13 protein-coding genes are annotated in these 14,082 nt (G+C 44.9%); 12 read left to right on the top strand and 1 reads right to left on the bottom strand.

The genetic code is table 11. The annotated features are described in order from the left end of the window. The 10 genes from BMW45_RS09850 (at position 1) to BMW45_RS09895 (ending at position 11,707) form a co-directional block, all read left to right on the top strand. Positions 1-990, top strand: coding sequence for a glycosyltransferase family 2 protein (locus BMW45_RS09850; RefSeq protein WP_092242871.1), 990 nt, complete (start codon positions 1-3; stop codon positions 988-990). 98 nt (positions 991-1,088) lie between these two features. Then, positions 1,089-2,507, top strand: a complete 1,419-nt coding sequence (locus tag BMW45_RS09855; RefSeq protein WP_092246326.1) for an undecaprenyl-phosphate glucose phosphotransferase — start codon at positions 1,089-1,091, stop codon at positions 2,505-2,507. Positions 2,508-2,543: 36 nt separating this feature from the next. Beyond that, positions 2,544-4,787 carry an LCP family protein gene (locus BMW45_RS09860; RefSeq protein ID WP_092242873.1) on the top strand — a complete coding sequence of 748 codons (2,244 nt, stop codon included), beginning with the start codon at positions 2,544-2,546 and terminating at the stop codon, positions 4,785-4,787. A gap of 181 nt (positions 4,788-4,968) precedes the next feature. Next, complete coding sequence (locus BMW45_RS09865; RefSeq protein WP_092242876.1) at positions 4,969-6,450, top strand: S1C family serine protease; 1,482 nt, start codon at positions 4,969-4,971, stop codon at positions 6,448-6,450. 353 nt (positions 6,451-6,803) lie between these two features. Further along, the gene (locus BMW45_RS09870; protein WP_025229989.1) at positions 6,804-7,085 is read left to right on the top strand and encodes a DUF2325 domain-containing protein; all 282 of its coding nucleotides are present in this window, start codon (positions 6,804-6,806) and stop codon (positions 7,083-7,085) included. A gap of 11 nt (positions 7,086-7,096) precedes the next feature. Then, complete coding sequence (locus tag BMW45_RS09875) at positions 7,097-7,648, top strand: DUF3793 family protein (RefSeq protein ID WP_025229988.1); 552 nt, start codon at positions 7,097-7,099, stop codon at positions 7,646-7,648. 37 nt (positions 7,649-7,685) lie between these two features. Next, the gene (locus tag BMW45_RS09880; protein ID WP_092242879.1) at positions 7,686-8,111 is read left to right on the top strand and encodes a flavodoxin; all 426 of its coding nucleotides are present in this window, start codon (positions 7,686-7,688) and stop codon (positions 8,109-8,111) included. A gap of 228 nt (positions 8,112-8,339) precedes the next feature. Continuing rightward, on the top strand, positions 8,340-9,773 hold the full coding sequence (clpX, locus tag BMW45_RS09885) for an ATP-dependent Clp protease ATP-binding subunit ClpX (protein WP_092242882.1): 1,434 nt from the start codon (positions 8,340-8,342) through the stop codon (positions 9,771-9,773). 75 nt (positions 9,774-9,848) lie between these two features. Continuing rightward, the gene (locus BMW45_RS09890; protein ID WP_025229985.1) at positions 9,849-10,316 is read left to right on the top strand and encodes a signal peptidase II; all 468 of its coding nucleotides are present in this window, start codon (positions 9,849-9,851) and stop codon (positions 10,314-10,316) included. Positions 10,317-10,456: 140 nt separating this feature from the next. Then, entirely contained in the window at positions 10,457-11,707 is a 1,251-nt protein-coding gene (locus tag BMW45_RS09895) for an HlyC/CorC family transporter (RefSeq protein ID WP_092242885.1), read from the top strand. A 110-nt stretch (positions 11,708-11,817) separates the two neighbouring features. On the opposite strand, the gene BMW45_RS09900 is transcribed toward BMW45_RS09895, so the two are convergent. Further along, positions 11,818-12,177: a TIGR04086 family membrane protein gene (locus BMW45_RS09900; RefSeq protein WP_092242888.1), complete on the bottom strand. Its 360-nt coding sequence runs from the start codon at positions 12,175-12,177 to the stop codon at positions 11,818-11,820. Positions 12,178-12,362: 185 nt separating this feature from the next. Between BMW45_RS09900 and scfA the strand changes: the two genes are divergently transcribed. Both scfA and scfB read left to right on the top strand, forming a co-directional pair. After that, positions 12,363-12,509: a six-cysteine ranthipeptide SCIFF gene (gene scfA, locus BMW45_RS09905; RefSeq protein WP_002601553.1), complete on the top strand. Its 147-nt coding sequence runs from the start codon at positions 12,363-12,365 to the stop codon at positions 12,507-12,509. Between the two features lie 134 nt (positions 12,510-12,643). Continuing rightward, positions 12,644-14,038, top strand: coding sequence for a thioether cross-link-forming SCIFF peptide maturase (gene scfB / locus BMW45_RS09910; RefSeq protein ID WP_092242890.1), 1,395 nt, complete (start codon positions 12,644-12,646; stop codon positions 14,036-14,038). Positions 14,039-14,082: the final 44 nt, after the last annotated feature.

Genomic DNA, 14,082 nt, shown 5'->3' on the forward strand with positions numbered 1-14,082 from the left:
ATGGAGAAGAAAGTAACGGTTATTATACCTAATTATAACGGACTAAAATTTATGGAACCTTGTTTTAAGGCCCTGGAAGCTCAGAGTGATAAGAACTTTGAGCTTCTTGTGGTGGATAACGGTTCTACGGATGGAAGTGTGGAGTGGCTGAAGGATAGAAATATTCCTTCTGTCTTTCTGGAAAAGAATACAGGCTTTTCCGGGGCAGTGAATGTGGGGATCCGCCATGCGAAAACCCCTTATGTCATTTTGTTAAACAATGACACGGAACCGGAACCTGATTATATAAAGGAACTGGTACTTGCCATGGACCGGTCGCCTAGGATATTTTCCGTCAGCAGTAAGATGATCCAGCTATACCACAAGGAGCTCATGGATGATGCAGGGGATATGTACAGCATATTAGGCTGGGCTTATCAGAGAGGCGTAGGACAAAGCATCAGGGGCTACCAAAAGCCCCGAACCGTTTTTGCTGCATGCGCGGGAGCTGCCATCTACAGACGGGAAGTATTTGAAGAGATTGGGGGCTTTGACGAGGCCCATTTCGCCTATCTGGAAGATATAGATGTGGGATACCGGGCAAAGATCTATGGGTATGAAAACGTATACTGTCCCACAGCCGTAGTTTATCATGTGGGCAGCGGAACCAGCGGTTCCAAATATAATTCCTTTAAGGTCCGTCTGGCTGCCAGGAATAATGTTTATTTAAATTATAAGAATATGCCGGTTTTGCAGCTCTTAGTGAATCTGCTTCCCATTTTAGCCGGAACCTTTGTAAAATATCTGTTTTTTAAGAAGATCGGTTTTGCTTCTGATTATATGGAAGGGTTAACAGAAGGGCTAAGAACAGCAAAGAATACCAGAAAGGTACCGTTCCGGATGTCCCATCTTGGCAATTATTTTCGGATTGAAGGAGAGCTGATCTTTGGTACGTTCCTCTATATATGGGAATTTTTACGAAGAAAGTTAAAAATTTTCAGGTCATATTAAGAATATTTTAATGGCATCATATTGACATATCATGTATAATATACGGGAATTATGGTGGAGAAATATGGTGCAATGCACGAATGGAAGGTTTTGCTGCTATGATTAAGGATAATCAGAAAAAATTAAATGGGTTTCATGTAGTACTGGATGGACTGGTCATTGTAATATCCTATGTATTTGCCTGGCTGCTTCTTTTACTGGGAAACCGGTTGTTCAGCCCTTATAAACAGGTTTTAAAGCCACAGTACTATTTTGCGGCGCTTCTTATCATATTACCGGCTTATCTGCTGCTTTACGGCCTATTCCATTTGTATGCCCCAAAAAGAGTTCAGGAGAGGCGGTATGAGTTCGCCAATATCTGCAAGGCCAATCTCCTGGGAGTTCTGCTTTTTGCTCTGATCCTGTTCCTGGCTAAAAAGAATCCTTATTTAAGTCAGTTCTCTACCAGGATGGTATTTTATTTTTTTGCTATCAATATAACCCTGGAGACAGCCGTTCGGAATATGCTCCGTTCGATGCTCCGCTCCATGCGCTCCAAGGGCTACAATCAGAAGCACATCCTTTTGATTGGTTACAGCCGTGCGGCGGAAGGCTTCATAGACAGAGTTCGGGTGAATCCTGAATGGGGCTATCAGGTCAAGGGGATCCTTGACGACACTAAGGAATGGGGAACCGGATACAAGGGAATCAATGTCATCGGCAAGGTTCGTGATTTAGATGAGATCCTTGCGTTAAATTCTCTTGATGAAATCGCCATTACTTTAAGTATCAAAGAATATGCGAATTTGGAAGGAATCGTGGCTTCCTGTGAAAAATCAGGTGTCCATACAAAATTTATACCGGACTATAATAACATGATACCTACAAGGCCCTTTATCGAGGACTTACAGGGCCTGCCAGTAGTTAACATCCGCCGGGTACCCCTTACGGATACGGTAAATGCCCTGGTGAAACGGATGGTGGACATTTTTGGAGCCTCCGTTGCTCTGGTCTTATTTTCTCCTGTCATGCTTATTACAGCAGTTCTTATCAAGCTGACTGCTCCGGGACCGCTTATTTACAAACAGGAGAGAGTGGGTCTTCATAACAGATCGTTTCCTATGTATAAATTCCGTTCCATGGTAGTGCAGACCGCCACAGAGGAAAAAACAAAATGGACGACACCCCATGATTCCCGTGTGACGCCTGTAGGGCGTTTTATCAGGAAAACAAGCATTGATGAAATGCCCCAGTTCATTAATGTCCTTCGTGGAGACATGAGCCTGGTGGGGCCAAGGCCGGAAAGGCCTCTCTTTGTTGAGAAGTTTAAAGAGGAGATCCCCCGCTATATGATCAAGCATCAGGTCCGTCCAGGTATCACCGGCTGGGCCCAGGTGAACGGTTACCGGGGCGACACATCCATCACAAAAAGAATTGAACACGATTTGTATTACATCGAAAACTGGACCCTGGGATTTGATTTTAAGATTTTGTTTCTTACCATATTCAAAGGGTTTATCAATAAAAATGCGTATTGATACTGGATACGACACGATTAGGATGAGGTTAAATAAATGAGAAATGAATTTGACGATGAAGTAGGCCGCGAGGATATTAGGAAAAGAAAGCGCGGTTTCAACTCAAAACCAGATCCGTCTGATGAAGATTACTACCTGGATGATGATTATGAAAATTATCAGGAACAGAAATACGACAGGTCAAATCAGGCAGCAGACGGTCATGATTTACCAAAAAAGGCTGATGATGCGTCTGTAAGGAGAGGCGGGACTGGGGAAAGAACCAGGAGCGCTGACCGGTTCAGACAATCATCCGGTGACGGCCAGGCAGCCTTTCGAGGACAGTCCTCATCGGTCGCCGGTCCAGGTAAAAGTCATGGAGCAGCGGGAAAACGAGCTGCTTCAGGAGATAGCCAAAGAGCAGCGGGAGGCCGTGCTGCTTCAGGAGATGGCCAAAGAGCAGCGGGAGGCCGTGCTGCTTCAGGAGATAGCCAAAGAGCAGCGGGAAACCGTGTTTCTTCAGGAGATGGCCAGAGAGCAGCGGCAAACCGTGCTGCCGCAAGTATTAGCCAGGGAGCGACGGTAAGCCGGACTGCTTCAGGAAATAGCCAGAGAACATCAGGAGGCAGGGCTGCCTTAGAAAACGGCCAGGGAACTGCCGGAAGCCGGACTTCTTCGGGAAATAGCCAGAGTTCATCAAGAGGCCAGATTGTCATTGGAGACGGCGGCACAAAGCAGCAGCAGAGAGTGCCGGGACAGGATAAAAATGTGGCAGCCAGCCGGTCAGCGGCTCAGGCTGGAAAAAAGAGAAAAATCAGACGTATCATTCTTATGGTGGTTCTTGAAATCTTTACACTGGCAGGAATTTTCGCCTATGCTTATGTAGCCAGACTGATGGGATCCATCCAAAGACCAGATGATTTTAATAAAAACCAGGTAAGCAATGATATCCTGTCTCCTATACAGAAACAGCATATGACCGGTTATCGCACCATCGCCATATTTGGTCTTGACGGCCGTGATGGGAATATCAATAAAGGAAGTAACTCTGATTTAATTATGATTTGTAATATTAACAGAGATACGGGTGAGATCAGGCTTGTATCCGTCTACCGTGATACATACATGAGTATTGGAGAAGGATATTCTTATAATAAGATAAATGCCGCCTATGCCAATGGGGGAGCCGCACAGGCTCTGGCTGCCCTCAACCGGGATCTGGATCTGGATATCACGGAATTCGTTACCTTTAACTGGAAATCGGTAGCTGACGGAATCAATATGCTTGGCGGTGTAGACATTGAAATTACCAAACCAGAATTTCGTTACATCAATTCCTTTATCACAGAAACTGTGAAAGAAACAGGTGTGCCTTCGGTTCATTTAAAGTCAGCAGGAATGAATCATTTAGATGGTGTGCAGGCAGTTGCCTATGCCAGACTGAGAAAAATGGATACTGACTTTCAAAGAACAGAGCGCCAGCGCCTTGTCATTGAAAAAACCTTTGAAAAAGCAAAGAAGGCCGACCTTGGACTGCTTAACAGGATCTTGTTGATGGAGGTAGATCAGATAGGATCAAACCTTACCTTTAGCGACTTTACGGAGCTGCTTTTGGATATCGGCAAGTATCATATCGGCAAAACAGGTGGTTTTCCATTTACCCGCGGTGATATGACGGTAGGAAAAAGAGGAGACTGCGTAATTCCTCAGACCTTGGAATCCAATGTTACCGAACTCCATAAACTTCTTTTTGATAAGGAAAACTATGAGCCTTCGGATATGGTTAAAAAAATAAGCGCTAAAATTGCCGCTGATACCGGCATGTATAAACAAGGGAGCACCTCAACCAACGGCACGAAAGACGATGATACAAAGAAGCCCACAGAAACGACGAAACCGGAGAAAACCACTGCTGCAGAAGAATCTTCCGCACAAGAAGATTCAACAGGAGCTACGGATGGAAGCGGAAAACCAGGAAAGCCTACGGACTCCTCAGAAAGCAGTACGGGTGAGACCAAGGAAACCAGGCCTGGGGAATCAAAGCCTTCAGAAACCACGACAGGATCAACGAAGCCAGGGGAAACAAAGCCTTTACCTTCAACCAGTGAACAGGAGACTACATCTCCTCATGGACCAGGACCAGGCCAGACAACAGCACCTAACGAGACAACGGCTCCGCAGACAACCTCAGCAGGACCGGGCGGAGGACCGGGAGAAACAACTGCATCCCATCCTTCCAACCCGACGACTGGCGGGAATTCGGATGTTCCGATTGTGGTTCAGCCCCCAACCAATAATTGATTAAGTAAATAAAAGATGAATACCCCGCAGACAGGGCTTTGACGATAAAAAAGGCCGCTGATGCGGGGATTTTTTTCTTTTCACATATTCAATATAATTTTATCACAAAATGGTCACAATTCATTGATAGACTCTGATTATCAAAAGAAATAACAGGTATACATGAAAGGAGATAGATTCTATGTATGACGAAGATGAGAAAAAAGACACAGGCCGCATGAATCCTGAAGAGCATAAAGAAGAAGCTGTTACCACAAATTTTATTATGAGGGATCCGGATTTAGAAAAAACCAGTGCCCAGGATTCCGAAAGCAGCAGCCAGCCTCAGCCCCAGCCCCAGACTCACAGCTCTTATGAAGCGCAGCAGGATATTCCTCATTATCAGGAATACCAGTACCACAGGGCAGCAGGGCAAAATGAATTCCAGGAGGAAGCAATGCCTAAGAAAAAAGGCGGCTTTGCAAAGAAGGCAGCCGGCCTTGTTGGAGGAGCACTTGTCTTTGGTGTGGTTGCCGGAAGCACCATGGTTGGGATCAACTGGGCAGCCGGAGCTTATGGAAGTAAAAACCCTGTGGAGATCAGCCAGGCGGAAACCATTCCCTCTTCCACCAGCGATTCAGGAGTCCAGGCGTCAAACACTTCCAGCATTACCGCCGCTAATGATGTTTCAGCCATCGTAGACAAAGCCATGCCATCCGTAGTTGCAATTACCAGCAAGATGGTTTATGAAAGCCAGACTTGGTTCGGCCCTATGCAGAGAGAAGGGGTTGGCAGCGGCTCCGGTATCGTTGTCGGCAAGAACGACGATGAACTTTTAATCGTAACGAATAACCATGTCGTACAGGGAGCAGAGGAATTAAAGGTTACATTTATTGACGAGGTAGCCGTAGATGCTTCCATTAAGGGTACAGATGCAGACAGTGACTTAGCAGTGATCGCAGTTCCGTTAAAAAATATTTCTTCAGATACATTATCAAAGATTGCGATTGCCTCTCTTGGAACTTCCGATAACTTAAAGGTAGGTCAGGGAGTTGTCGCCATCGGCAATGCTCTTGGTTATGGACAGTCCGTAACCGTTGGTTATGTCAGCGCACTTGACCGCTCCGTACAGACAGAGGATGGCACAAGCCGTGATCTGCTTCAGACCGATGCAGCCATTAATCCCGGTAACAGCGGCGGCGCTCTGTTAAATATGCGCGGCGAGGTGGTCGGTATTAATTCAGCCAAATATTCTTCTACTGAAGTAGAGGGTATGGGCTATGCGATCCCCATTTCCAAGGCTCAGGATATCATTGATAACTTGATGACCAGAAAGACCAGAACTCAGGTCACCGATGCAAACCAGGGATATTTAGGTATCCAGTGCAAGAATATTGATGCAGTCACAAGCCAGCAGCTTGGTATGCCTCAGGGCGTGTTCATCTATAAGATCGTAGAAGGCGGAGCTGCTTCCAAGTCTGAACTGCGGGAAAAAGATATTATTACCAAGTTTGACGGCCAGGGAATTAAGACTTACGATGACCTGACAAACATGCTTAAATATTATGAAGGAGGAACCACCGTGACTCTTACTGTCCAGTCTGTTGAAAACGGACAGTATGTGGAAAGGAATGTAGATATTACGCTCGGCAACAGGCCGGCAGAGGTTCCGCAGCAGGGTTAAGAAGAATAAAGTCTCTCCAGGTTCATTGATTGGGCCTGGGGAGAATTTTTTGTACTTAAAAATGGGCCGGCTCAATGTATTTTATAATAGCTTATAAAAAAGATGGCTATTTTTTCAAATATGCTTGACAAATGCAGGTGTTTCCAGTATTGTAATATGTAGTTAGTTATTGCTAACCACACACAAAACCAGCGGCCCTTCTTCTTACCGGATATCATAAGAGAGGAAGGCTGTTTGCCCTTACAAGCGGGGGATATGGTGTTTGATTTCTTTTACTAATTCACAGCGTCTTCGGGCGCATATCTTTTCATACATAGTTAGCGTAGACTAACTAAGGGATTGGAGGTAATTGCATGAGCGTAGTTATCGTTGGAGGAAATGAGTGCATGGTACGCCAATATAAAGAACTATGCAAGGAATACAGCTGTTGCGCAAAGGTCTTTACAGAGTTAAAAGGCGGGATGAAAAATAAAATCGGCAAGCCTGATTTGCTGGTGCTTTTTACCAGTACCATGTCCCATAAAATGGTTCGCTGTGCATTAAGTGAGACAAAGGGACTGGATACCATAATCGCCCGTTCCCATTCCAGCTCCATGTCGGCGCTGAAAAATATTCTGGTAGAACACGTCGGATAGGAGGGAGCAATATGTCAGAAGAAATGCTGATCAGGCACTGTGCACCGACACTTGCCGGGATAAAAACGGGGAGTTTGTTTTCCTGCCCTTGCCGTTCCAAAGAAGAAATCCAAAATGAGGTGAGGCGGCTAAACCGTGTGCTTGCGCCAAAAGGGATCCGGGTTTTACCGCTGCGCTATTACAAACAGAGGGCTTTGATCTACCTCTATCGTCCCAGCCACTTAAAACGGGATCTGTCAGATGGGTATGCTTCTGCCTTGCTGAAGCAATATGGCTATTCCTTTGAAAACTCCCAGCGCTGTGTGGTTCAGCTTGTGAACAGGCTGCGCACCTGCTCTGGATTTCCTCATGAAATTGGCTTGTTTCTTGGCTATCCGCCGGAGGACGTTCAAGGCTTCATCGACAACAAGGCCTGTCACTGTAAATGCATCGGATGCTGGAAGGTATACGGCGACGAGGAAAAAGCGGTACAAACCTTTAATCGATATAAAAAATGTACGGAAACCTATTTTGCACAGTGGTCAAAAGGCACAGCTGTTGAACGGCTCGCAGTAGCCGTTTGATATAGAAGGATTAATTGAGAAAGGTTGGTTATACATCATGAGTAAAATTGCAGTAGTTTATTGGAGTGGAACCGGAAACACCGAAGCAATGGCAGATGCTGTATTGGAGGGAGTAAAAGAAAAGGGTGCAGACGGGGTCATACTCACCCCTTCCGAATTTGAAGCTTCCATGATTGATTCTCTGGATGCCATTGCATTTGGCTGCTCCGCCATGGGGGCGGAAGTTTTGGAGGAGAGTGAATTTGAACCTATGTTTTCTTCCTGCCTATCTAAGCTTCCAGGAAAAAAGATTGCCCTGTTCGGTTCCTATGGTTGGGGCGACGGCGAATGGATGCGCTCCTGGGAAAAGACCTGCGAAGACGCGGGTGTGGAGCTTGCTTACGATAGTGTGATCTGCAATGAAGCGCCTGACGGAGAGGCTGCAGCAGCTTGCAAAGCACTGGGGGCGGCTCTGGCGGAATAGGGAAATGTATTACATAGAACTGGCAATCATTCAATTAATTGCGCTGAGTACTTATTTTTAGAGTATTCAGCGCTATATTTTTGCATATTGGTTTGCTGTTTTACGATCATATGAATTTCAACTCATTAAAAAAATCTAAATTCCTGGCCCGCACTTGTAAGAGACTTTTAAATGCTTTATAATAATCTGGTATGCGGTGCATAATTACAGATAGAAGGAGATTACAATTTGGACGAGAAAGATTTTCCGGAAGAGAAAATGGAAGATACAGTTGCCCGCGGCACTGACAGCGGCAAAAAGAAAAAAGACGAAGATGAGTATGAAAAAGTCTGCTATGTCTGCCGCAGGCCAGAGAATGTGACAGGACCTATGGTTTCCATGCCCGGAGGCATGAATCTGTGTCATGATTGTATGCAGAAAGCATTTGATTCCGTAACACAGGGCGGATTTGATATAACTAAGATTCAGAATATGCCTTATATGAATTTGAATTTCAGCGATTTGGGAAGCTTAGACAAAAAAGATCTTGAGATACCTAATAAGCAGAGGGTGAAAAAGAGATCGGAAAAGGAGCCAGGGCAGGCACTTAATTTAAAAGATATTCCGGCACCTCATGTGATCCGGAGGAAGTTAGATGAATATGTCATCGGCCAGGAACAGGCCAAAAAGGTGATTTCCGTAGCAGTTTATAATCATTACAAAAGGGTTTATCTGGCGGATTCCAAAAAGGGGGATGAGGAAGGGAATGTTCAGATAGAAAAATCTAACATTTTAATGATCGGTCCTACCGGAAGCGGAAAAACCTACCTGGTTAAAACCCTGGCAAAGCTTCTTGACGTTCCCCTGGCCATTGCCGATGCCACTTCTCTTACAGAGGCCGGATACATAGGCGATGACATAGAGAGTGTGGTTTCCAAATTGCTTGCGGCGGCTGATAATGATGTGGAAAAGGCGGAGCGTGGCATTATTTTTATTGACGAAATTGATAAAATTGCAAAAAAGAAGAACACCAGCAGCAGGGATGTAAGCGGAGAGTCTGTTCAGCAGGAGCTATTAAAGCTGTTAGAGGGGAGCAGTGTGGAGGTCCCGGTGGGCTCAAACCAGAAAAATGCTCTCACTCCAATGACAGCGGTGAGCACCGAAAACATCTTGTTCATCTGTGGAGGAGCGTTCCCGGACTTAGAAGATATTATCAGAGAGCGGCTGAAGGAAAAGTCATCCATTGGTTTTTCCGCAGAATTAAAAGACCGGTTCGAGAAGGATCCCAATATCCTGTCTCACGTGACCAATGAGGATTTACGCAAGTTCGGTATGATTCCTGAATTTTTAGGCCGCCTGCCCATTTCGGTAACCCTGGAATCGTTAGATAAGGAGCTTCTGGTCCGTGTTTTAAAAGAACCGAAGAATGCTATTTTAAAACAGTATAAAAAGCTTTTAGAGCTTGATGAGGTGAATCTGGTATTTGAGGATGAGGCACTTGAATGGATCGCGGAAGAAGCTCTTAAGAAAAAGACAGGAGCAAGAGCCCTAAGAGCCATTATAGAAAATTTCATGCTTGATATCATGTATGAGGTTCCTAAGGATCCCAACATTGGATCAGTGGTCATAACGAGGGCTTACTTAGATAAGAATGGCGGTCCTCTCATTCAGATGAGATGTTAATGAAGCGGGAATTGCTGGGCAAGGGATAAAAAATACAAAAGAGTGGAGATAATAAGGACGGAAGGAGTGTGGGTTATGGTATTTATCGGTATCATTGCATTGCTGGCTGCCCTGGATCTTTTAATAAAAAGTGCCATTGAGGATCAGGAAGAAGCCGGCTTTCCTAAGGAACTGGAGGGAAGCGGCGGAAAAATTCTGCTGCATAAGAATCATAATGCCGGTTTTTCCTTCGGCTATTTTAAGGATCATCAGTCTATGGTGCAGATGATTCCCCTGGCAGTGGCATCTTTTATCGGAGGAATGCTGGCAAGCCTTCTTCAAAGAAAAGGAAACATTTTAGAAAAACTTGCTTTGTCCATTGCCCTGGGAGGTGCGGCCAGCAATCTGTACGACAGGCTGGTTCGTCATTATGTTGTGGACTATTTCAGCATTCAGTATGGAAAGCTAAAAAAAGTAGTGTTCAATCTGGGTGACCTGTTCATTTTTCTGGGAGCAGGAATTATCCTTATAGTAGAAATCATTAAGGCTTTTAAAGAACGATAAAGTGTATCACCTTGCGGAAATCCCTTCATGCTAAGATAACGTGGGCAGTAAATACGTAAAAAAGCGGCTGTCTTCTTGACATAGCCGCTTTTCTATTGTAGAATCAATGATAAAATATTACAAAACAGGAGTTGATCTTTTTGGATTCGAGTGACTATATACAGTTGCTTATGTTATTTATTTTAGTTGCATTATCAGCATTTTTCTCATCGGCTGAGACTGCACTTACTACGGTGAATAAAATCAGGGTACGGAATTTAGCCGAGGCAGGAGATAAGAATGCCATTACTCTGACTAAGATTTTAGAGAACCAGGGTAAGATGCTCAGTGCGATTCTTGTTGGTAACAATGTGGTAAACTTAACTGCCTCTTCCATGTCCACCACACTGGTTATGAACATTTGGGGCAATAAGGCAATAGGCATTGGGACCGGTATCCTTACGCTTGTCATTCTGGTGTTTGGTGAGATCTCACCGAAAACCATTTCTACCTTATATTCCGAACCAATATCTTTAAAATATGCAAAAGTAATCTATGCTTTTATGATTGTTATGACACCGGTCATTTATGTGATTCGAATTCTTTCATCAGGATTTTTGCGCTTTATCCATGTAAACCCGAACCGGAAGCAGGAGCCGATCACAGAGGATGAGCTGAGGACCATCGTAGATGTGAGCCATGAGGAAGGCGTGATAGAATCAGAAGAAAGAAAGATAATTAATAACGTGTTTGATTTTGGTGATTCTGTGGCGCGGGATATTATGATTCCCCGTATTGACATGACTCTGGTAGAGGTTAATGCCGCCTATGATGAATTGATCGATATTTTCCGGCAGGAGATGTACACCAGGATTCCGGTATACGAGGAAACCAGTGACAATGTGATTGGGATCATCAATATGAAGGATCTGCTTCTTGTTGACAGGACAGATGATTTCAATACCAGGAATTTTTTAAGAGAGCCGCTCTATACATACGAGTATAAAAAAACTGCGGAACTTATGTTGGAGATGCGCCAAACCTGCAATAACGTTGTCATCGTTTTGGATGAATACGGAGCGACGGCAGGGATGATAACCCTGGAAGACTTACTGGAAGAAATCGTCGGAGAGATCCGGGATGAGTATGACGAGGATGAAGAAAATGAACTGGTTGAGGTGGAGCCCTTTGAATATCTGGTAGAAGGCTCTATGAAGCTTGATGATTTAAATGACAGGCTGGACCTTGAACTGGAATCTGATGATTATGATTCCATCGGCGGCCTGATCATCGGACAACTCGACCGGCTCCCGGAACAGGGGGAAGAAGTTGTCTGCAGCGGAATCCGCCTTGTTGTAGATGAATTGGACAAAAACAGAATCGATAAGGTTCGGATGTATTTGCCTCATTAAGCTTTTGGTTGGTCGGCGGTTTCGCAGGCTTTACCGGAAGGATGGGAAAGAGGGGAGAGAGAAGCTTGCTGCTTCTGCTCTCCCTTTTACATTTCCCGGGAAATCTTCCGTCAACTAAGCATCCCCCCCGCGGTGCCGCTGACTGCACAGATGGCCATGGTTGTGAGGAGCTGGTTCATAGAGCCATTTAATCCCCTGTTTAAGAAAAAGGATACGGCCAAGAGCACCAGGAAATATAGAAGTCCCAACAAAAGGCCCCAGAAGAATCTTCGATGCCGTACGCTCTTTCCCATTAAGACTCCGCCAAAGAGACAGGCGATAATATAAACCGCATTGACTCCCAGGCGTATCTGTCCTTCCTTAAGACGGAATCTATAGAGTGCTAAGGCCAGGACTACCAGCAAGATTCCGGTCAGTATGTAGGTGATAAGAAGGTTTCTTAGTGTGACCTGAAGCTTTGATTTTTCCATTTGAATACTCCTTATATCTTGTCTTCTGGTTCAGTATATTCTAGGGGTATGGATGATATTCATGGATGTCCTAACAATAAAATTGATCCTCTCTTATCTGGCTCCCTGGGGCAATTCATCTTGCACTCGTCTAAAACATGTGGTATAATCTCAAAGAATTAGACAAATACAGGAGGTGTAAGTTTATGAAGCATGTAAAGACCTTAAATTCCAGTACATTAAAAGAGTCTATGAAGAAAGGCGGCTGCGGCGAATGCCAGACTTCCTGCCAGTCAGCCTGCAAGACATCCTGTACAGTAGGAAACCAGAGCTGCGAGAACAGCAACCGTTAATTATTTTAACTGTATAGAATAGCCATAAGGCAGATAAGCAGATGCCCCTACGGTCGTAATGACGGTAGGGGTTCCTTCGCTTGTCTGCCCAAAACCAATCATCGGTTAAATCTTTTCAATTAAGGAGAATACAAGTGATTCATCAATATATCAACAATGGCTTCCATATTATTATGGATGTCAACAGCGGCTCCGTTCACTCTGTGGATCCGGTCATGTATGAGGCCGTAGAGATCGCCGCAGGCATGGTGCCGGAGATGGAAGAGGCCCAGGCCCTGGACAAAGAGGTAGGAGAAGAAGTACGAATCCGTCTTTCTGAAAAATATGGAGAGACAGAAGTAGAAGAAGCGCTGGAGGAAATCCAGTATCTGATCGATAAGGGAGAGCTGTTTACAAAGGATTTATACCACGATTATGTGGTGGACTTTAAAAAGCGGCAGACAGTGGTAAAGGCTCTATGCTTACATATTGCCCATGATTGCAACCTTGCCTGCAAATACTGTTTTGCGGAAGAAGGGGAGTACCATGGCAGACGGGCGCTAATGTCCTTTGAAGTGGGAAAAAAGGCTCTGGACTTTCTTATCGCCAATTCCGGGAACCGAAGAAACTTAGAAGTAGACTTTTTTGGCGGAGAACCGCTCATGAATTGGGACGTAGTAAAGCAGCTTGTTGAATACGGACGTAAAAAAGAGAAAGAATATAATAAGAACTTCCGCTTTACCATGACTACCAACGGGGTACTGTTAAACGATGAGATCATGGAATTCTGCAATCGGGAAATGAGCAATGTGGTCTTAAGCCTTGACGGACGGAAAGAAGTCAATGACAATATGCGCCCATTCCGCAATGGAAAAGGAAGCTACGAGCTGATCGTTCCCAAATTCCAGAAGTTTGCAAAACTTAGAGGAACCAGGGATTATTACATCAGAGGAACCTTTACCCGCCATAATATGGATTTTGCAAAAGATGTTTTGGAATTTGCCGATCTCGGCTTTAAAAGTATGTCTATAGAGCCCGTGGTGGCACAGCCGGAAGAAGAATATGCCATCAGGGAGGAAGACCTTCCTCAAATCCTGAAAGAGTATGACGATCTTGCTGTGGAATACATTAAAAGGCAGAAAGAAGGAAAAGGGTTTAACTTTTTCCACTTTAATATTGATTTAAACCAGGGCCCCTGTGTGGCTAAGCGCCTGTCCGGCTGCGGTTCAGGAACCGAGTATCTGGCGGTGACTCCATGGGGAGACCTTTATCCATGCCACCAGTTTGTCGGTGAGGAAAAATTCCTTCTTGGCAACGTGGATACAGGCGTGACTAATTTAGAGATCCGCGATGAGTTTAAGCTTTGTAATGTTTATGCAAAGGACAAATGCCGGGACTGCTTTGCAAGGTTTTACTGCAGCGGAGGCTGTGCGGCTAACTCCCACAACTTCCACGGGAGCATTACGGATGCATATGATATCGGCTGCGAAATGCAGAAGAAACGGATCGAATCTGCCATCATGATCAAGGCGGCTTTAGCGGAAGATTGAGAACACAATACTCTTATGCCCAGTGAACCTGGGCAGGAATAGGG

Source organism: Lacrimispora sphenoides, assembly GCF_900105215.1.
Taxonomy (GTDB): Bacteria; Bacillota; Clostridia; order Lachnospirales; family Lachnospiraceae; genus Lacrimispora; species Lacrimispora sphenoides_A.